Below are 17,914 nucleotides of genomic sequence, written 5' to 3'. Positions count from 1 at the left end.
GGTGGCACTCAGTGCCACCCGACCGGCCCTTTGCCGTCCGCTCGGACCGTTCAGATCCAGCCGTCGAGAGGGACCTCTTCGCAGAGGCGGACGACCGGCTGACCCGGCACCGTCCCGCCGGAGGAGAGCTTGACCCGCACGCCGGGGCGCACCGCGTGCAGCGGGCCGTCGACCCGGCAGCGGACGACGAAGCCCTCGGCCATATGGACCGGCCAGAGGTCGGCGTGGGCGGCGGTGAACCCGCGGCGCACCGTGATCACCCCTTCGCCCTCGCTGCGTTCGGGCGCCAGGTCGGTCGACCCGCAGGTCGGACAGAGCAGACGCTGGAAGGTGGTGGTGTGGCACCAGCGGCAGCGCTGGAAGTAGAGCTCGGCGCCGGCGCCCGATTCCTCGGTCCGGACGGCGCTCCCGCTCCTCAGTCCCGTGTGGAACACGATGCCTTCTCCTCGCACTCGGCGGCTCGACCGTGCATGGTGCAAAGATATGGCACTGAGTGCCAGATAATAAAGACCTGAGTTCCCTTAATTCGAGATACTGAGAACCCTGAGAGGGCCTCAGCCCTCTCCGATGCTCGACTCCACCTCACGCACCACCCGCCACATCGGCGTGGAGCGCTTGGTGATCACGACCACGACGTCCTCGGCCTCCTCCGCGGGAGCGCCCGGGGTGCCCGGGCCGCCGGGGGTGCCCTGCGGGCTCCAGGTGTCGCGGACGAACTCCAGGGCCCGGTCGACCTCGGCCAGCGGGTCGCCCTCACCGCCCGAGCGCAGCCAGTGCCGCAGGGCGTGGTTGTGGGCGGCGACCACTGCGGCGGCGATGACATTGGCGCGCAGAGTGCCGTCGCGCCGGTCGGCGAAGCGGGTGCGCAGATAGTCGCCGAGGGTCTTCTCGTACCGCCAGACGACGGAGAGTTCGTACGTGCGCAGGCCCGTCACCTCGCGGGTGAGGCGGTAGCGCTGCACGGAGAAGGTGGGGTTCTCGGCGTACATCCGCATGACGAGCCGGGCCGCGTCGCAGACCCGGACCAGCGGGTCGTCGCCGTCCCCGCTCGCGGCGAGGAAAGCGGTCATGTCGGCGAGGCACTGCTCGTGGTCGGGGAAGACCACGTCCTCCTTGGAGGGGAAGTAGCGGAAGAAGGACCGGCGGCCGACCCCGGCGGTCCGGACGATGTCGTCGACGGTGGTCTGTTCGTACCCCCGCTCCAGAAAGAGCTGGAAGGCCGCGGCGATGAGGGAGTCCCGCATCCCGGGCTTCGCGGAGTTCGTCGGCGCTGTTCCCGTTCCCATGGGCCCGAACCTAACACCCCGGGAACCCATGCGCGGCACTTGGTGCCACCGCGAGGCGGCACCAAGTGCTACGAGAAGAAGCGAGACGGGCGGACGCGGTTCAGCGGGCGGCCATCCGCAGGGCGCCGTCCATCCGGATCGTCTCGCCGTTGAGGTAGTCGTGCTCGGTGATCATGGTGACGAGCCGGGCGTACTCCTCGGGCCGGGCGAGCCGCTGCGGGAAGGTGACGCTCGCGCCGAGTCCGGCCCGGATCTCCTCGCTGAATCCGGCCATCATCGGGGTGTCGACGATGCCGGGCGCGATGGTGACGACCCGGATGCCGAACTGCGCGAGATCACGGGCGGCGGTGACGGTCATGCCGGCGACGCCGGCCTTGGAGGCGGCGTAGGCGATCTGGCCGACCTGGCCCTCGAAGGCGGCGATGGAGGCGGTGTTGACCACCAGGCCGCGCTGGCCGTGCTCGTCGGCCTCCTGCCGGGCGATGACCTCGGCGGCCAGGCGCATCACATTGAACGTGCCCAGCAGGTTGACGTTGAGGACCGTACGGAACAGGTCGAGGTCGTGCGGTCCCTTGCGGCCCAGGATGCGGGCCGAGGGGGCGATGCCCGCGCAGTTGACGGCGAGCCGCAGCTCGGCGCCGTCGGCCTCGATCCGGGCGAGGGCCTCGCGGACCGGGCCCTCCTCGGTGACGTCGGCGGCGAGCAGGGTGACGCCGTCGGGCCGGGGACCGGCCCCCGCGACGGCCTTGTCCAGGTCGAGGCCGTAGACGGTCGCACCGCGCGCGGCGAGTGCGGCGGCGGTGGCGGCGCCGAGGCCCGAGGCCGCGCCGGTGACGAGCGCGGCGGATCCGGCGATGTCCATTGATGCTCCTTGCGGGAAGAGGTCCGACAGCAGAGGGCGGCGGCGTGCGGGGCGGTGGTCAGCGGGCGAGGGAGCGGCTGATGACGAGCCGCTGGATCTGGTTCGTGCCTTCGAAGATCTGCATGATCTTGGCCTCGCGCATGTAGCGCTCGACCGGGAAGTCGCGGGTGTATCCGTACCCGCCGAGCACCTGCACGGCGTCCGTCGTCACCTTCATGGCGGCGTCGGTCGCGACCAGCTTCGCCGCGCTGGCCTGGCGGCTGAACGGGCGGCCGAGGTCGCGGCGGCGGGCGGCGTCCAGATAGGTGGCGCGGGCGGAGTCGACGGCGGCGGCCATGTCCGCCAGGAGGAAGCCGAGCCCCTGGTGGTCGACGATCTTCCGGCCGAAGGTGGTGCGCTCGTTGGCGTACTCGACGGCGGCGTCGAGGGCGGCCTGGGCGAGGCCGGTGGCGCAGGCCGCGATGCCGAGGCGGCCGCAGTCGAGCGCGCTGAAGGCGATCTGGAGGCCCTGCCCCTCCTCACCGATGCGGCGGTCGGCGTCGATGAGGGCGCCGTCCCAGTGGGCGGAGGTGGTGGGCACGGCCTGGAGGCCCATCTTGCGCTCCGGCTTGCCGAAGCTGAGGCCGTCGACGGCGCCGGGGGCGAGGAAGCAGGAGATGCCGTGGCCGCCGGGGGCGGTGCGGGCGAAGAGGGCGTAGAAGCCTGCCTTGCCGCCGTGGGTGATCCACGCTTTGTTGCCGGTGATCCGGTACGCGTCCCCCGCCTCCGTGCGCTCCGCCTTGCAGGACAGGGCGGCGGCGTCGGAGCCGGCCTGGGGCTCGGAGAGGCTGTAGCCGCCGACGAGCTCGCCTTCGAGCATCGCGGGCAGCCAGCGCTCCTTCTGCTCCGGGGTGCCGAAGGAGTGCAGCGGGTGGCAGGCGAGCGTGTGGACGCTGGTGGCGACGGCGACGGCCGCCCAGCGGGCCGCCAGCTCCTCCAGGACCTGGAGGTAGACCTCGTACGGCTGACCTCCGCCGCCGAACTCCTCGGGGTACGCGAGGCCGAGCAGCCCGGCCTCGCCGAGGGTGGCGAACAGGCCCTCCGGGTACGTCTCGGCGGCCTCGTGCTCGTCCACGCGGGGAGAGAGTTCCTTGTCGGCGATCTCCCGCGTGAGGGCGATGAGGTCCGCTGCCTCGGGGGTGGGAAGCAGGCGGTCGACATCCATGGCGACTCCAGTGACACTCAGAAGCGGTACTGCGGCCGGTACGGCAGTACCGGTTAGCGTAGCGCAGAAGAGTTTTCCCGTAACCCCCCGAACGGGTCGCCCGGCATACTGTTCGGGTGATCGAGACCTCAGCCGCCGACGCACCCAAGCTGACGGGCCGCGGTGCGGCCCGCCGGTCCGCCCTGTTCGAGGAGCTGGTGGCCCTCCTGGTCGGCGAGGGCTTCGCACAGCTGACCCTGGACGATCTCGCCGCGCGGCTGCGCTGTTCGAAGCGCACCCTCTACGGCCTGGCGGGCAGCAAGGAGCAGCTCGTCCGGGCGGCGGTGGTCCATTTCTTCCGGCGGGCGACGACCCGGGTGGAGTCGGTGCTGGCCGCCGAGACCGAGCCGGCCGAGCGGCTGGCCGCCTATCTGCGGGGCGTCGCGGCCGAACTGGCGCCGGTCTCGCCGCAGTTCTTCGACGACGTGGCGGCCTTCGAGCCGGCTGCGGAGGTGTACGAACGCAACACGCGCGCGGCGGCGGGGCGGGTGCAGCAGCTGATCGAAGAGGGCGTGCGCGCGGGCGTCTTCCGCGAGGTCCATGTGACCTTCGCCGCCGATGTCATCGCCTCCGTGATGGTCCGCATCCAGCAGCGCCAGGTGGCGTCGGCGACGGGGCTCGCCGACGCGGAGGCGTACGAACAGCTCGCGGAGCTGCTGTTGAAGGGCCTGACGAAGTGAACGGCGCGCCGCTCACTTCGTCATCGATTCCCTACCTGTGGACTGGGTTCGAGGGCGCCCAGCGGCTCACTGTCAGTACGTGAAGGCCAGGCCGTGCGTGCGGGCGATGTGGCCGGCGACGTGGCCCGCGTGGATCAGCACCGGGTTGCCCCACGTGTGCTTGACCTTCAGGGACACCCGGAGCTGGGAGCAGCCGCCGAGGTCGGCGGTGGTGAGGTAGAGCGTGTTGACCGCCGCCTGGTGGTGCCTGGCGTTCGAGATGCGCCAGGTGGCGGCCGTACTCGTCTTCGGGGCGCCGCACCGGGTGCCGTCCGGGTTCTGCGGCTGGGCCTCGATCCAGGTCTGGAGGTGGGTGCCGTCGTACGCGGTCGTGCCGCCCGAGCAGCTCTCGTAGGGAGAGTTGGCCTTGCAGGTGGTCAGGGCGGCGTCCTGGACGACGGCTATCCGGTCGGCGCCGGTCGGCGTGACCGTGTAACCGAGGGTCGTCACGGTGCTGCCCGCCCCCACCACCCGCTCGCTCTCCTGAAGGAGCGTCCAGCGTGCCGCGTACGGGTAGCCGGCCCGGGCGAGCTCCGCGCCGGCGCCGATCCGCATGGTCACCTGGCGGCTGCCGTCCGCGACGATGCTGGAGTAGCTGGTGACCGACAGACGGCAGGTGTACGTGCCCTGCTCGGGCGCGATGAACACCCACCGCACGATCGGCGACTGCGAGGTCTCGGTCGGCAGGTAGTTGGCCGCCCAGTACGCGCCGGCCTCCACACCGGCGGGCAGCGGGGCGGTCTCCGGGGTGCCGCCGGCGTACGCGCAGCGGATGGAGAGGGTGGTGCCGAGCCAGTCGTCCTCGCCGAGCTCCGTGACGTTCGAGAGGACGACGTTGCGGGACCACAGGTAGGACCGCTCCCCGGCCGCCGCCGTGAACGTCACCTCCGTACCGGGGATGTCCCGGTACGGGCCGGCCTTGGGAGTCACCTGGTAGTCGAACGGCTCCGTCAGGGCCGCCTGCGCGGGCGTGGCGGTGCCCATGAGGCCGGTGAGGGCGAGAACGGACGCGGCGAACATGCCGCCGAGGCGGGCGGCGAGTCGGCTTCTGAGACGCATGCGGGGCTTTCTCCGAGGGTTCGTCGATCGTTCACGATGAAGGACCAGGGGACTGTAGCCGTCGCGTGCTCCGCACGCGTGGCGGGGCGGAACCGCTCGCCGGTCACGAGGCCATCGGGTGCTAGAACTCGTCGTCCGTGTGCGGGAGTCGGTCGGTCCGCAGCGCCGCGTCGAGCGTCGCCGCCGCGCCCGGGGTGTGCTCCTCGACCAGGCCCGCGGCGACCAGTTCCGTGGCCCGCGTCCCGCCGAGGTAGCAGGCGCCGAGGTCCCGTACGTCGAAGGCGAGGTCGACCGGGTCGCCGGTCGGCTCGTAACTCACCCCTCCGGGCTCCGCCGTGAGCCGGAAGCGGCCGGAGTTGGCGGGGATCCGGCTGTCGTGCACCTCGACGACGAGGTCCGCCGGGGCCGCCCAGCTCCGGGCGGTCAGCGCCGCGCGGACGTCGACGAGCCGCACCCACAGGGCGGGGAACTGGCCCGTCACCCGTACCTGGTCGCGGTCGCCCGCGAAGTGCAGCAGCGGGTCGTCGAGCGGCCGGCCCCAGGCGCGTACGGTGCCGGTGAGGTCGATGGAGGCGAGGTAGCGCCAGAGCGCGGCGGCGACGGCCGGGGTGTCGGCCTCCAGTTCGTCGACGCGGACCAGGCCGGGCGTGTGGGTGTCGTCGTTCGCGCCCTTGGTGCGGTAGACGGCGTATCCGGCGAGGGGGTCGCCGAGCGCGACGATCCGGGGCGGGGAGAGCTCGTCGTCGTCCTCGTCCTCGTCGACCAGCCACTCCCCGCTCCAGCGCTCCTCGTCACGGGCGATCCGCCCCGCGCGGTGGGCCCGCGTGGCTTCGTAGTACGGGCCGACGACGGCGGGCGCGTCGGCCGGGTCGATCAGCCGCGGCGGGCGCTCGTCGGGGTCGACGCGCAGGGCGAGGGGGCGCCGGGAGTCGATCTCGACGAGCGCTCCCCGGGTGGCCGGGCCGAAGCCGAACCGGCCGTAGATGGCGTCCTCGGACGCCCACAGCGCGGCGATCGGCACCTGGCGCTCGGCGCACCGCCGGTAGAGCTCGGTGAGCATCCCCGAGAGCACGCCGCGGCGGCGGTGGGTGGGGGCGACGGAGACGAACGTCAGGCCGGGGCAGGGCAGATCGCCGCCGGGCACGGAGAGCGTGAAGCGGTGGGCGGCGACGAAACCGACCAGGGTCTCGCCGTCGTACGCCCCGACGCGTTCGCAGGGCAGCATGAGGGCGCGCTGGTGGGCGCGCTTCTCCTCGTCGGGGCGTTCGTGGAAGACGAGGTGGACGAGGTCGAGGGCGCGGTCGAGATGGGCTTCGGGTACGTCACGAATCTCCATGATCCGGACCTTAACCGGCGGGCCCGGAAGGCCCCTCGCCGGGCGTCCGACCGCTCCTCTGCGGCTACGCGACGGAACCTATCCGTCCGTCGGCTTCGCGGGGGCCGTCGTGGTGGATGGGCGTGTGCGCGCCCGTGAGGGAGGCGCCGCTGCCGCCGCGGCGGTGGGCGACGATCTCGGCCGCGATGGAGAGGGCCGTCTCCTCCGGGGTCCGGGCGCCGAGGTCGAGGCCGATCGGCGACCTCAGCCGGGCGAGTTCGAGTTCGCTGACGCCGACCTCGCGCAGGCGCTTGTTGCGGTCCTCGTGGGTGCGGCGGGAGCCCATCGCGCCGATGTAGGCGACCGGGAGCCTCAGGGCCGCTTCGAGCAGCGGGACGTCGAACTTGGCGTCATGGGTGAGGACGCACAGCGCCGTACGGCCGTCGACCTCCGTCGACGCCAGATAGCGGTGGGGCCACTCGACGACGATCTCGTCGGCCTCGGGGAAGCGGGCAGGGGTGGCGAAGACGGGGCGCGCGTCGCACACGGTGACGTGGTAGCCGAGGAACTTGCCGACCCTCACCAGCGCGGAGGCGAAGTCGATGGCACCGAAGACGATCATGCGGGGGGCCGGGACGGACGACTCGACCAGGAGGGTGAGCGGCTGCCCGCAGCGGCTGCCGTCCGCGCCGATCCCGACGGTGCCGGTCCGGCCGGCGTCCAGCATCGCGCGGGCCTCGCCCGCGGCGGTGCGGTCCAGCTCCGGGTGGCCGCCGAGGCCGCCTTCGTACGATCCGTCGGGACGGACGAGGAGCGCCCGGCCCATCAGGTCGGCGGGGCCGTCGACGATCCGGGCCAGGGCCGCCGCCTCCGCCGAGGCGGCGGCCTGGAGGGCGGCGGGGAAGACCCCGCCACGTACCGGGGTGACGAGGATGTCGATGACTCCGCCGCAGGTCAGGCCCACGGCGAAGGCGTCCTCGTCGCTGTATCCGAAGCGCTCGACGACGGTCCTGCCGTCTTCGAGGGCTTGTTGGCACAGGTCGTAGACCGCGCCCTCCACACATCCGCCGGACACCGAGCCGATCGCCGTGCCGTCGCTGTCGACGGCGAGTGCGGCGCCGGGCTGCCGGGGCGCGCTGCCGCCGACCGCCACCACGGTGGCGACGGCGAACTCGCGTCCCTGCTCCACCCACCGGTGCAGCTCTTCGGCGATGTCCAGCATCTCGAACTCCTCGATATGTGTGGAGGGCGGCGGTACGGGCGTCAGCTGACGCCCAGCCAGCTCTCGATCGGATGGATCGCGAAGTACACGACGAAGATCGCGGTCAGGCCCCACATGAAGGCGCCCACCTCGCGTGCCTTGCCCTGCGCCACCTTGATGACGGCGTAGGAGATGACACCGGCCGCGACACCGGTGGTGATGGTGTACGTGAACGGCATCAGGACCACGGTGAGGAACACCGGGATTGCGACCGAGCGGTCGCTCCAGTCGACGTGCTTGGCGTTCTGCATCATCATCGCGCCGATGACGACCAGGGCCGCGGAGGCGACCTCGGCGGGCACGATCGCGGTGAGCGGGGTGAAGAAGAGACAGGCGGCGAAGAACGCGCCGGTGACGACGGAGGACAGGCCCGTACGGGCTCCCTCGCCGACGCCCGTGGCGGACTCCACGAAGACGGTCTGGCCGGAGCCGCCGGCGCCGCCGCCGATGACGCCGCCGGCGCCGTCGATGAACAGGGCCTTGGACAGGCCCGGCATCCGGCCCTTGTCGTCGGCGAGGTTGGCCTCGGAGCCGACACCGATGATGGTCGCCATGGCGTCGAAGAAGCCCGCGAGCACCAGGGTGAAGACGATCATGGTGATCGTGATGTAGCCGACGTCGCCCCAGCCGCTGAAGGACACTTCGCCGATGAGCGAGAAGTCCGGTGCGGAGACGGCGCTGCCGTTGAGCTCCGGCGCGCCGGAGAACCAGGCGCCCGCGCCCTTGGCGGGGATGTCGGCGATCGCGTTGACGATCATGGCGACGACCGTGCCGACGACGATGCCGATCAGGATGGCGCCGGGGATGTGGCGCGCCTGGAGGGCGAAGATCAGCAGCAGGGTGACCGCGAAGATCAGGACGGGCCAGCCCTGGAGTTCACCGAGGGGGCCGAGGGTGACCGGGCCACCGCCGGGAGAGGGGTTCTCGTGGACGAAGCCGGCCTTGACGAAGCCGATGATCGCGATGAAGAGGCCGATGCCGATGGTGATCGCGTGCTTGATCGCCAGCGGAATCGCGTTCATGATCATCTCTCGGAGGCCGGTGACCACCAGAAGACAGATGATCACGCCGTAGGCCACACACATGGCCATCGCCTGCGGCCAGGTCATGACCGAGATGACCTGCGAGGACAACACGCCGGAGACGCTGAGGCCGGCCGCCAGGGCGAGCGGGACCTTGCCCCAGAAGCCCATCAGGAGAGTGGTCACAGCGGCGGCCAGAGCGGTCGCCGTGATGAGGGCGGGCTGGCTGAGGACGTTGCCGTCCACATCCTTGCCGCCGAGGATCAGAGGGTTGAGCAGGAGAATGTACGCCATCGCCATGAAGGTGGTGACGCCGCCGCGGATCTCCGTCGCGACGGTGGATCCTCTCTCCGAGATGTGAAAGTACCGGTCGAGCCAAGACCTGCCGGCGGGGACGTTCGAGCCGGAGCCCGCGTCCTCCGAAGCGGTCTTGGGCTCCACTGACGACTGGGTCATGGGGCCTACTCCCAAGGTTCAAAGGGGCACCCGCATAAGACTTGGAAGGTCAGACACGCTGCGGGATTTGGGATGCTGCGTTGGCTGCACGACCCGGGGGACGGCCCGAGACGAACTGTGGTGGATCAGGTCGATCCGGTGGTGCTCGGTACTGCTGGGTGGTGTTCGGTACTGCTGGGTGATGCGGGGATACTGCCGGGTGATGCCGTGTCGCTCTTACTGCGGCTCCGGGCGGTGAGCGCGGGGGAAGTGTGACGTTCCTGGGAGGCACACACCGCCCGGAGAGTCCTACAGGGTGCCGGTGAGCGCCTCGGGGCGGACCGGCGTCTTGTTCAGCTCCAGACCCGTCGCGTTCCGGATCGCCGCGAGGACGGCCGGGGTCGACGACAGGGTCGGGGCCTCGCCGAGTCCCCGCAGGCCGTACGGCGCGTTGGGGTCGGCCAGTTCGAGGACGTCGACCGGGATGGTCGGCGTGTCGAGGATCGTCGGGATCAGGTAGTCCGTGAAGGAGGGGTTCTTCACCTTCGCGGTCTTCGGGTCCACGATGATCTCTTCCATCACCGCGACGCCCAGGCCCTGGGTGGTACCACCCTGGATCTGGCCGACGACGGAGAGCATGTTGAGCGCCTTGCCGACGTCCTGGGCGGTGGCGAGCTCGATGACCTTCACCAGGCCGAGCTCGGTGTCCACCTCCACCACCGCGCGGTGCGCGGCGAAGGTGTACTGGACGTGGCCGTCGCCCTGGCCGGTCTTCAGGTCGAACGCCTGGGTGGGACGGTGGCGGAACTCGAGCTCGATGTCGATCGGCTCCTCGCCCTCCAGGATGTCGGCGATGTCCGCGAGGACCTCGCCGCCGTCGGTGACGACCTTGCCGGCCTCCAGGAGCAGCTCGGCGGTCGCCCAGGCGGGGTGGTACGAGCCGTTCTTGCGCCGGCCGATCTCCAGGACCTTCTCGCGGACGGCCTCACAGGTGTTCTTCACCGCGCCACCGGTCATGTACGTCTGCCGGGAGGCGGACGTCGAACCGGCGGAACCGACCTGCGTGTCGGCCGGGTGGATGGTCACCTGCGCGACGCCCAGCTCCGTGCGGGCGATCTGGGCGTGCACGGTGACACCGCCCTGGCCGACCTCCGCCATGGCCGTGTGGACCATCGCGACGGGCTCGCCGTTGATGACCTGCAGCACCACGCGGGCGGTGGAGTAGTCGTCGAAGCCCTCGGAGAAGCCGACGTTCTTGATGCCGACGGCGTAGCCGACACCGCGGACGACACCCTCGCCGTGCGTGGTGTTGGAGAGGCCACCGGGCAGGGCGCGGACGTCCGCGCCCTCGCCCGCGCTCTCCCACTGGCGCTCCGGCGGCATCGGACGGGCCTTGACCCGGCGCAGCAGCTCGGCGACCGGGGCCGGCGAGTCCACGACCTGGCCGGTCGGCATGATCGTGCCCTGCTCCATGGCGTTGAGCTGGCGGAACTCCACCGGGTCCATGCCCAGCTTCGCCGCGAGCTTGTCCATCTGCGCCTCGTACGCGAAGCACGCCTGGACGGCGCCGAAGCCGCGCATCGCGCCGCAGGGCGGGTTGTTGGTGTAGAGGGCGATCGCCTCGATGTCGACGTCGTCGACGACGTACGGGCCGACCGAGAGGGACGAGGCGTTGCCGACGACGGCCGGGGAGGCCGAGGCGTAGGCACCGCCGTCGAGCACGATCCGGCACTTCATGTGCGTGATCTTGCCGTCCTTGGTGGCGCCGTGCTCGTACCAGAGCTTCGCCGGGTGGCGGTGCACGTGCCCGAAGAAGGACTCGAACCGGTTGTAGACGATCTTGACCGGCTTGCCGGTGCGCAGCGCCAGGAGGCAGGCGTGGATCTGCATCGAGATGTCCTCACGACCGCCGAAGGCACCGCCGACGCCGGAGAGCGTCATGCGCACCTTCTCCTCGGGGAGACCGAGGACGGGGGCGATCTGCTTGAGGTCCGAGTGCAGCCACTGGGTGGCGACGTACAGGTCGACACCGCCGTCCTCGGCGGGCACGGCGAGGCCGGACTCCGGACCGAGGAACGCCTGGTCCTGCATGCCGAAGGTGTACTCGCCCTCGACGATCACGTCGGCCTTCTTGCGGGCCTCCTCCACGTTGCCGCGGATGATCGGCTGGCGGTGCACGATGTTCGGGTGCGGGACGTGACCGGCGTGGTGGTCGTCGCGGCCCTCGTGGATCAGCGGCGCGTCCGGGGCGAGCGCGGAGGCCTCGTCGGTGACGACGGGCAGCTCCCGGTACTCGATCTTGACCTTGGCGGCCGCGCGTCGGGCGGTCTCCGGGTGGTCGGCGGCGATCAGGGCCACCGGCTCACCGTGGTGCCTTACCCGGCCGTGGGCCAGGACGGGGGTGTCCTGGATCTCCAGACCGTAGTTCTTCATCTCGGCCGGCAGGTCGTCGTACGTCAGGACGGCGTACACGCCGCCCATCGCGAGGGCCTCGGAGACGTCGATGGAGACGATCTCGGCGTGCGCGACGGTGGAGCGCAGGGTCTGGCCCCACAGCATGTCCTCGTGCCACATGTCCGAGGAGTACGCGAACTCGCCCGTGACCTTCAGGGTGCCGTCCGGGCGGAGCGTGGACTCGCCGATGCCGCCCTTGGTGTGGTTCTGCGTGACGTTCGTCGGCGTACCGGCCGGAACGACGCGGGTGTTCTGAGCCATGGTCAGACCGCCTCTCCCTGACGTTCCTGGCGGGCCGCCGCCAGGCGGACCGCGTCGAGGATCTTCTCGTAACCCGTGCAACGGCAGAGGTTGCCGGAGAGGGCCTCGCGGATGTCCTGGTCGGACGGGTCGCTCTGCCGCTCCAGGAGCTCGTCGGCGGCGATCAGCAGACCCGGGGTGCAGAAGCCGCACTGGACGGCGCCGGCGTCGATGAACGCCTGCTGGATCGGGCTCAGTTCGACACCCTCACCGGTCTGGGAGTCCTGACCCGGCTTGGCTTCCCACCTCTTGGCCTCGTCGAGCGTGGTGCCGCAGGCGCCGCTCGCGCAACCGCCGTGCTCCTCACGCTGCTTGGCGAATTCGGCCAGGCCCTCGACGGTGACGACATCGCGGCCCTCGACCTGCCCGGCGGCGACCAGACACGAACAGACCGGCACACCGTCGAGGCGGACCGTGCAGGAACCGCACTCGCCCTGCTCGCAGGCGTTCTTGGAGCCGGGCAGACCCATCCGCTCACGCAGAACGTAGAGGAGGGACTCGCCCTCCCAGACGTCGTCGGCTTCCTGCGGACGACCGTTGACCGTGAAATTGACGCGCATGGTTATGCAGCTCCCTCAAGCGTGCGGCCGGTGCCGCGGTACTGCTCCCAGGTCCAGCCGAGCTGGCGGCGAGCCATGATGCCGACGGCGTGACGGCGGTACTTGGCGGTGCCTCGGACGTCGTCGATCGGGTTGGCGGCACCCGAGCACAGGTCGGCGAACTGCTTGGCGACCGACGGCGTGATGATCTTGCCGCTGTCCCAGAAGCCGCCCTCCTCCAGAGCCGCGTTCAGGAAGGCCTCGGCCTCCTTGGCACGGATCGGGGTCGGCGCGGCCGAACCGATGCCGGTGCGCACCGTCCGGGTCTCCGGGTGCAGCGCCAGGCCGAAGGCGCAGACCGCGATGACCATCGCGTTGCGCGTACCGACCTTGGAGTACTGCTGGGGCCCGTCCGCCTTCTTGATGTGGACGGTCTTGATGAGCTCGTCGGGCTCCAGCGCGTTGCGCTTCACTCCCGTGTAGAACTCGTCGATCGGGATCAGGCGGCTGCCGCGGGCCTGCGACTCGACCTCGACCTCGGCACCCGCCGCGAGCAGCGCGGGGTGCGCGTCACCGGCCGGCGACGCGGTGCCCAGGTTGCCGCCGACGCCGCCGCGGTTGCGGATCTGCGGCGAGGCGACCGTGTGCGAGGCGAGCGCCAGGCCGGGAAGCTCGGCCCGCAGGTGCTCCATGATCTGGGTGTACGGGACGGAGGCACCGAGGCGGACGTTCTCCTCGCCGACCTCCCACTCGCGCAGCAGCTCGATACGGTTCAGGTCCAGGAGGTACTCGGGACGCCGGTGGTCGAAGTTGATCTCGACCATGACGTCGGTACCACCTGCGATGGGCACGGCCGTGGGGTGCTCGGCCTTGGCGGCGAGCGCCTCCTCCCAGCTGGCGGGGCGAAGGAAGTCCATGGTGGCTCTCTTCTAGTCATTCCGGTGATCGGGGGTCCGTCGCACGGGCCCGGGGGGACGGCCGGCCCTCGACTTCGATTTCTTGTTCATGTGCTGTTCACGCGATGTGTGGCCTAGTACACAAGCCCGGCAGGCCGGGGTGCAGTCACCGAAACCATGAAGGAGTTGGCTGGTGACCTTGTTCGTCTTGTAGATTCGAACGAAAGGCGGGGCTCGGTAACCTCGCCGTTTTCCCCTGGAAACGGTGGCACCACGCCACCGACGACAACGGGACAGTTTTCGCGACGGACGAGCGCGACGGACGAAAAGGAACGGCGGAGACGAGATGCGGCTGCGCGCACTGCTGGAAACCGACGCGCTGGGGCTGCGCCTGCTCGGTGGCGACGAAGAGCTGGACCGCACGGTCCGCGGCGTGATGACGACGGACCTCAAGGACCCCAGCAGGTATCTGTCCGGTGGCGAACTGGTTCTCACCGGCCTCGCCTGGCTCCGGGAGCCGGAGGACGCCGAACCCTTCGTCCGGATCCTCGCCTCCGCCGGAGTGGCGGCGCTGGCGGCCGGCGAAGCCGAACTCGGCGACATTCCGGACGACCTCGTGCAGGCGTGTTTGCGCCACCGGCTGCCTCTGTTCGCGGTGAATGAATCCGTTGCGTTCGCGACGATCACCGAGCATGTCGTTCGACAGGTCTCCGGCGAGCGGGCGGGCGACCTGGCGGCCGTCGTCGACCGCCACCGACGCCTGATGACCTCCGGCCCCGCCGGCGGCGGACCCGAGGTCGTCCTCGACCTCCTCGGCTCCGACCTGGACCTTCGTGCCTGGGTCCTCTCCCCCACCGGCCGCCAGATCGCGGGCGCCGGCGAACCCCTGGAGGCCGGGCTCGCCGCCACGCTCGCCGGAGAGCACCTGGCCGCCACCCGCACCGGACGGCGCGGCCCGCACCGGTTCCCCCTCGGCGGAACCACCTACTCCCTCTTCCCGATCCGCAACACCGGACGCGGCGCCCCGTCGGCCTCGCGGGACGTACGCGAGACCGTGCTGTCCGACTGGCTGCTCGCCGTCGAGGCCGACGCCGGCGACTGGCCGGCCGCCCGGCTCGACCTCCTCCAGGGCGTCACCCAGCTGATCGCCGTCGAACGCGACCGGCGCGACGCCGCCCGCACCGTACGGCGCCGGCTCGCCCAGGAAGTCCTCGAACTCGTCCAGACGGGCGCCGCCCCCGCCGAGATCGCGGCCCGCCTGCGCGTGGCCGCCCCCGTCCTGCTGCCCGGCCTCGGCAGCGCGCCGCACTGGCAGGTCGTCGTCGCACGCGTCGAATGGGACCAGGAGGGCGGCACCGGCACGCCCGTCGACACCGGACCGGTCGCCCAGGCGCTCCTCGAGGAGATCCTCGTCGACCCCGCCACCATCGGCGCCGACTCCGCCGACCGGATCGCCGTCGCCCACCACGGGGACGAGGCCATCGCCCTCGTCCCGCTGCCCGCCGGCCCCCTCCCCGACAGCGAGGACGAAGGCCAGACCCCGGGCATCGGCCTCCACGCCGACGCGCTCCTGGCCGCCGTACGCGATCCCCTGTCGTCCGGTCTCGCCGACGACGGCCGCCTCACCCTCGGCGTCAGCGCGGCCGTCCACTCCGCCGAGGGCCTGCGCGGCGCCCTGGAGGAGGCCCGCCACGCCCGCCGCGTCGCCGCCGCCCGCCCGGGCCGCGTCTGCGCCGCCGGCCACCACGAACTGGCCTCCCACGTCCTGCTGCTCCCGTTCGTCCCGGACGACGTCCGCCGCGCCTTCACCGCCCGCCTCCTGGACCCGCTGCGCGACTACGACCGCCGCCACCGCGCCGAACTCATCCCCACCCTGGAGGCCTTCCTCGACTGCGACGGCTCCTGGACCCGCTGCGCGACCCGCCTGCACCTGCATGTGAACACCCTGCGCTACCGAGTGGGCAGGATCGAGCAACTGACGGGCAGGGACCTGTCGCGCCTGGAGGACAAGCTCGACTTCTTCCTCGCCCTGCGCATGAGCTGATTTTTTAGGGGGCTCGGTTCGCCTCCGGGGCGCTTGGTGCGTGCGTCGACGGTCGACCGTGCTCGGCGGCTCACTCGCCGAGGGGGTCGTGGGGGGCGTCAGGGAGGGGGCCTCGTGGGGGCCGGAGAGGGGCCAGGGGGCGGCCCTGGGCCTGATGCCGGGGGCGGAGCCCGAAGCATCGCCGCCAGGCGGCGATGTGCGGGTTACGGGCAGGGGCCCAGGCCCCAGGTCGACGCTGGGGCCTGGGCCCCCGGGCCGAAAGCGGGCCGTTCGGGCAAGGTCGTCCCCCGGCCGCGTGGCGGCGACGTGAGGGCCACGGGCCAGGGCCCCGGGCCCCAGAGCTCGACGCTGAGCCGCCAGACCGGGGGGCGGCGGCCGTAGGCCGCCGGACGGGGGCACGTCCTCGGCCGCCAAGTGGGGGTCCACGGCCACGGCCGGAGGCCGGGCCCCGCAGGCGGAGCCCCTGGCCGGGCACGGCCCCCGTGCGCACGGCCCGGGGCCGGTCGGTAGGGCGGCGCGGGCGCCGGGAGGGCGGCCGTCAGGCCGCAGGGCGTTGCCCCGGTGGTCTCGTCAGCGTCGGGGAGGGGCGGGGTGGGGGGAATCCGCCCCGCCCCGGGCGTCACGGCGTACGCGTCAGGAGCGCCCCGAACAGCCCGCCCCGCGCCGTCAGCTGCTCCCACGTGCCCGTCTCCGCCACCTGCCCGTCCGCCAGGACCGCGATCCGGTCCGCGCGGCGGATCGTCGAGGGGCGGTGGGCGATCACCACCGTCGTACGGTCCCCCGCCCCCGCCGCCGCCGCCGTCAGCGCCGCCGCCAGGTCCGCCTCACCCGCCGCATCCAGGTTCGCCGTCGTCTCGTCGAGGACCAGGACCCGCGGCGAGGCGAGCAGCGCCCGCCCCAGGGCCACCCGGGCCCGCTGGCCGCCCGAGAGCGTCGCGCCGCGTTCGCCGATCGCGAGGCCGGCCGGGTCCGCCGCCAGGTGGCCGATCCCGCACAGCTCGGCCACCTCCCGCACCCGCTCGTCCGACGCCCCCGGCGCCGCGAGCCGCAGATTGTCCGCCAGGGTGCCGTGGAAGAGCGGCGCGTCCTGGCCGACGACCGCCACGGCGCCCCTCAGGTCCGCCTCGGACACCTCCCGTACGTCGACCGCCGCCCCCGACCGGTCCATCAGCTCCACGGCCCCCTCCGCCGGGTCCCAGAACCGCGCCAGGAGATGCGCCACCGTCGACTTCCCGGCCCCCGACGCCCCGACGAGCGCCACCGTCTCCCCCGGCCGCACCACCAGGTCGACCCCGGCGAGCACCTCCGTACCGCCGTAGTCGAAGCGGACCCCCCGCAGCCGCACCCCCAGCGGCCCGTCCGGCAGCGGTACCGGCCGCTCGGCCGTCGGCGCGCCCGCCGGGGCGCCGATCGCCGCGCCGACCCGGGCGGCCGCCGCGCGGAGTCCACCCGCCTGGCCCAACGCGGCGGCGGAATCCGCGACCGGCGCCAGACACCCGAGCGCCAGCGCCATCGCCGCCGGCGCCCACGGCCCGCTCACGGTGTGCGCCGCCGCCGCGACGACCCCGACGACCGCCCCGACCACCAGCAGGTCGCGTACCGCCGCCGCCCCCGCCTCCCAGCTGTGCTCGGCGCGCTGCGCGTCCCCGAGCTCCCTCCCGTACCCCCGCAGCCGGGCGCGGCGGCGCTCGAGGGCCCCGAAGGCGAGGAGTTCGCGCATCCCGTCGACGGTCTCCACGGTCTCCGCCGAGAGGACGGCCGCCGCCTCACGGCTACGGGCCCCGCGCACCGCCCTTCCCCGCCCGTCGAGCAGCGGCGCGAGCACCAGCAGCCCGGCGGTCGGCAGGACCGCGCCGAGCAGCCACGGGTCGACGATCCCGAGCGCGACCGCGCCGGAGGTGAACACCACGCCCGAGGCGAGGAGTTGGGCGACGGCGTGGGCGTAGAAGAACTCCAGCGCCTCCACGTCCCCGAGCGCCGCCGACGCCAGGTCCCCGCTCCGCCGTCCCGCGATCCGCGCGGGCGCGCTGCGCGCGAGCCCGTCGAAGACGCGCACCCGCAGTTCGGCGAGGACGCGGTAGGCCAGGTCGTGCGAGAGGTCCATCTCCCGCCAGGTGGCAAGGGACCGCAGGACGACGAGTGCGAGGAGGACGAGGACCGTGCCGGGGGTGGGGGCGGTGCGCTCGGTCACGGCGACGCCGACGGTGTGCGCGGCCAGCGTGACCAGCACGACGAGCGCGGCCTGGTCGACCAGCGCGGCGCCGAACGTCCGTACGGTCATGGCCCGGTGCGCCCCGAGCACAGGCAGCAACGCCCGCAGGGCCCCGGAGGCCGGGGCGGCGGACGCGGCGGCCCCCGGCGAGGCGCCGGGCAGGAGGCCGCCGCCGTCCGTGCCAGGACCCGGGCCAGGACCCGCACCCGTCTCCGTACCAGGACCCGCGCCCGTCTCCGTGCCAGGACCCGGGCCAGGACCCGCACC

Annotated in this window: 14 protein-coding genes; 2 read left to right on the top strand and 12 right to left on the bottom strand. The window is 72.4% G+C overall.

What is annotated here, in order from left to right:
* Nucleotides 1-50: 50 nt before the first annotated feature.
* The 4 genes from ABZY12_RS16850 to ABZY12_RS16835 all read right to left on the bottom strand — a co-directional run bounded on the left by ABZY12_RS16850 (nt 51) and on the right by ABZY12_RS16835 (nt 3,352).
* Nucleotides 51-434, bottom strand: coding sequence for a zinc ribbon domain-containing protein (locus ABZY12_RS16850; protein ID WP_356890857.1), 384 nt, complete (start codon nt 432-434; stop codon nt 51-53).
* A 120-nt stretch (nt 435-554) separates the two neighbouring features.
* On the bottom strand, nt 555-1,286 hold the full coding sequence (locus ABZY12_RS16845; protein WP_356890855.1) for a TetR family transcriptional regulator: 732 nt from the start codon (nt 1,284-1,286) through the stop codon (nt 555-557).
* Between the two features lie 100 nt (nt 1,287-1,386).
* Nucleotides 1,387-2,148, bottom strand: a complete 762-nt coding sequence (locus tag ABZY12_RS16840) for an SDR family NAD(P)-dependent oxidoreductase (protein ID WP_356890853.1) — start codon at nt 2,146-2,148, stop codon at nt 1,387-1,389.
* Nucleotides 2,149-2,206: 58 nt separating this feature from the next.
* Nucleotides 2,207-3,352, bottom strand: a complete 1,146-nt coding sequence (locus ABZY12_RS16835; RefSeq protein WP_356890851.1) for an acyl-CoA dehydrogenase family protein — start codon at nt 3,350-3,352, stop codon at nt 2,207-2,209.
* 116 nt (nt 3,353-3,468) lie between these two features.
* On the opposite strand from ABZY12_RS16835, the gene ABZY12_RS16830 reads away from it, so the two are divergent.
* The gene (locus tag ABZY12_RS16830; RefSeq protein WP_356890849.1) at nt 3,469-4,071 is read left to right on the top strand and encodes a TetR/AcrR family transcriptional regulator; all 603 of its coding nucleotides are present in this window, start codon (nt 3,469-3,471) and stop codon (nt 4,069-4,071) included.
* 72 nt (nt 4,072-4,143) lie between these two features.
* On the opposite strand, the gene ABZY12_RS16825 is transcribed toward ABZY12_RS16830, so the two are convergent.
* From ABZY12_RS16825 to ABZY12_RS16795, 7 genes are all read right to left on the bottom strand, one after another.
* Nucleotides 4,144-5,169, bottom strand: a complete 1,026-nt coding sequence (locus ABZY12_RS16825) for a hypothetical protein (RefSeq protein ID WP_356890847.1) — start codon at nt 5,167-5,169, stop codon at nt 4,144-4,146.
* 121 nt (nt 5,170-5,290) lie between these two features.
* On the bottom strand, nt 5,291-6,505 hold the full coding sequence (locus ABZY12_RS16820) for a GNAT family N-acetyltransferase (RefSeq protein ID WP_356890845.1): 1,215 nt from the start codon (nt 6,503-6,505) through the stop codon (nt 5,291-5,293).
* 64 nt (nt 6,506-6,569) lie between these two features.
* On the bottom strand, nt 6,570-7,706 hold the full coding sequence (locus ABZY12_RS16815) for an XdhC/CoxI family protein (protein ID WP_356890843.1): 1,137 nt from the start codon (nt 7,704-7,706) through the stop codon (nt 6,570-6,572).
* 41 nt (nt 7,707-7,747) lie between these two features.
* Nucleotides 7,748-9,223 carry an NCS2 family permease gene (locus ABZY12_RS16810; protein ID WP_356890841.1) on the bottom strand — a complete coding sequence of 492 codons (1,476 nt, stop codon included), beginning with the start codon at nt 9,221-9,223 and terminating at the stop codon, nt 7,748-7,750.
* Nucleotides 9,224-9,511: 288 nt separating this feature from the next.
* Nucleotides 9,512-11,917: a xanthine dehydrogenase subunit D gene (gene pucD, locus ABZY12_RS16805; protein ID WP_356890839.1), complete on the bottom strand. Its 2,406-nt coding sequence runs from the start codon at nt 11,915-11,917 to the stop codon at nt 9,512-9,514.
* 2 nt (nt 11,918-11,919) lie between these two features.
* Nucleotides 11,920-12,516 carry a (2Fe-2S)-binding protein gene (locus ABZY12_RS16800; RefSeq protein WP_356890837.1) on the bottom strand — a complete coding sequence of 199 codons (597 nt, stop codon included), beginning with the start codon at nt 12,514-12,516 and terminating at the stop codon, nt 11,920-11,922.
* A 2-nt stretch (nt 12,517-12,518) separates the two neighbouring features.
* A complete protein-coding gene (locus tag ABZY12_RS16795) occupies nt 12,519-13,412 on the bottom strand; it encodes a xanthine dehydrogenase family protein subunit M (RefSeq protein ID WP_356890835.1) in 894 nt (297 codons plus the stop codon).
* A gap of 325 nt (nt 13,413-13,737) precedes the next feature.
* On the opposite strand from ABZY12_RS16795, the gene ABZY12_RS16790 reads away from it, so the two are divergent.
* A complete protein-coding gene (locus ABZY12_RS16790; protein WP_356890833.1) occupies nt 13,738-15,435 on the top strand; it encodes a PucR family transcriptional regulator ligand-binding domain-containing protein in 1,698 nt (565 codons plus the stop codon).
* A 619-nt stretch (nt 15,436-16,054) separates the two neighbouring features.
* Here ABZY12_RS16790 and ABZY12_RS16785 read toward each other — a convergent pair.
* Nucleotides 16,055-17,716, bottom strand: a complete 1,662-nt coding sequence (locus ABZY12_RS16785; protein WP_356890831.1) for an ABC transporter ATP-binding protein — start codon at nt 17,714-17,716, stop codon at nt 16,055-16,057.
* Between the last annotated feature and the right edge of the window lie 198 nt (nt 17,717-17,914).

This window comes from Streptomyces sp. NPDC006551, from assembly GCF_040611675.1.
In the GTDB taxonomy this organism is placed as follows: Bacteria; Actinomycetota; Actinomycetes; order Streptomycetales; family Streptomycetaceae; genus Streptomyces.
This window is presented reverse-complemented; position numbering and strand designations above follow the sequence as displayed.

What these genes read in the sequence shown, in the direction of transcription:
- ABZY12_RS16820 (WP_356890845.1), bottom strand. Translation starts at nt 6,505, where the DNA reads ATGGAGATTCGTGACGTACCCGAAGCCCATCTCGACCGCGCCCTCGAC.
- ABZY12_RS16785 (WP_356890831.1), bottom strand. Translation starts at nt 17,716, where the DNA reads ATGACCGTACGGACGTTCGGCGCCGCGCTGGTCGACCAGGCCGCGCTC.
- pucD (WP_356890839.1), bottom strand. Translation starts at nt 11,917, where the DNA reads ATGGCTCAGAACACCCGCGTCGTTCCGGCCGGTACGCCGACGAACGTC.
- ABZY12_RS16825 (WP_356890847.1), bottom strand. Translation starts at nt 5,169, where the DNA reads ATGCGTCTCAGAAGCCGACTCGCCGCCCGCCTCGGCGGCATGTTCGCC.
- ABZY12_RS16790 (WP_356890833.1), top strand. Translation starts at nt 13,738, where the DNA reads ATGCGGCTGCGCGCACTGCTGGAAACCGACGCGCTGGGGCTGCGCCTG.
- ABZY12_RS16795 (WP_356890835.1), bottom strand. Translation starts at nt 13,412, where the DNA reads ATGGACTTCCTTCGCCCCGCCAGCTGGGAGGAGGCGCTCGCCGCCAAG.
- ABZY12_RS16800 (WP_356890837.1), bottom strand. Translation starts at nt 12,516, where the DNA reads ATGCGCGTCAATTTCACGGTCAACGGTCGTCCGCAGGAAGCCGACGAC.
- ABZY12_RS16840 (WP_356890853.1), bottom strand. Translation starts at nt 2,148, where the DNA reads ATGGACATCGCCGGATCCGCCGCGCTCGTCACCGGCGCGGCCTCGGGC.
- ABZY12_RS16835 (WP_356890851.1), bottom strand. Translation starts at nt 3,352, where the DNA reads ATGGATGTCGACCGCCTGCTTCCCACCCCCGAGGCAGCGGACCTCATC.
- ABZY12_RS16815 (WP_356890843.1), bottom strand. Translation starts at nt 7,706, where the DNA reads ATGCTGGACATCGCCGAAGAGCTGCACCGGTGGGTGGAGCAGGGACGC.
- ABZY12_RS16845 (WP_356890855.1), bottom strand. Translation starts at nt 1,286, where the DNA reads ATGGGAACGGGAACAGCGCCGACGAACTCCGCGAAGCCCGGGATGCGG.
- ABZY12_RS16810 (WP_356890841.1), bottom strand. Translation starts at nt 9,223, where the DNA reads ATGACCCAGTCGTCAGTGGAGCCCAAGACCGCTTCGGAGGACGCGGGC.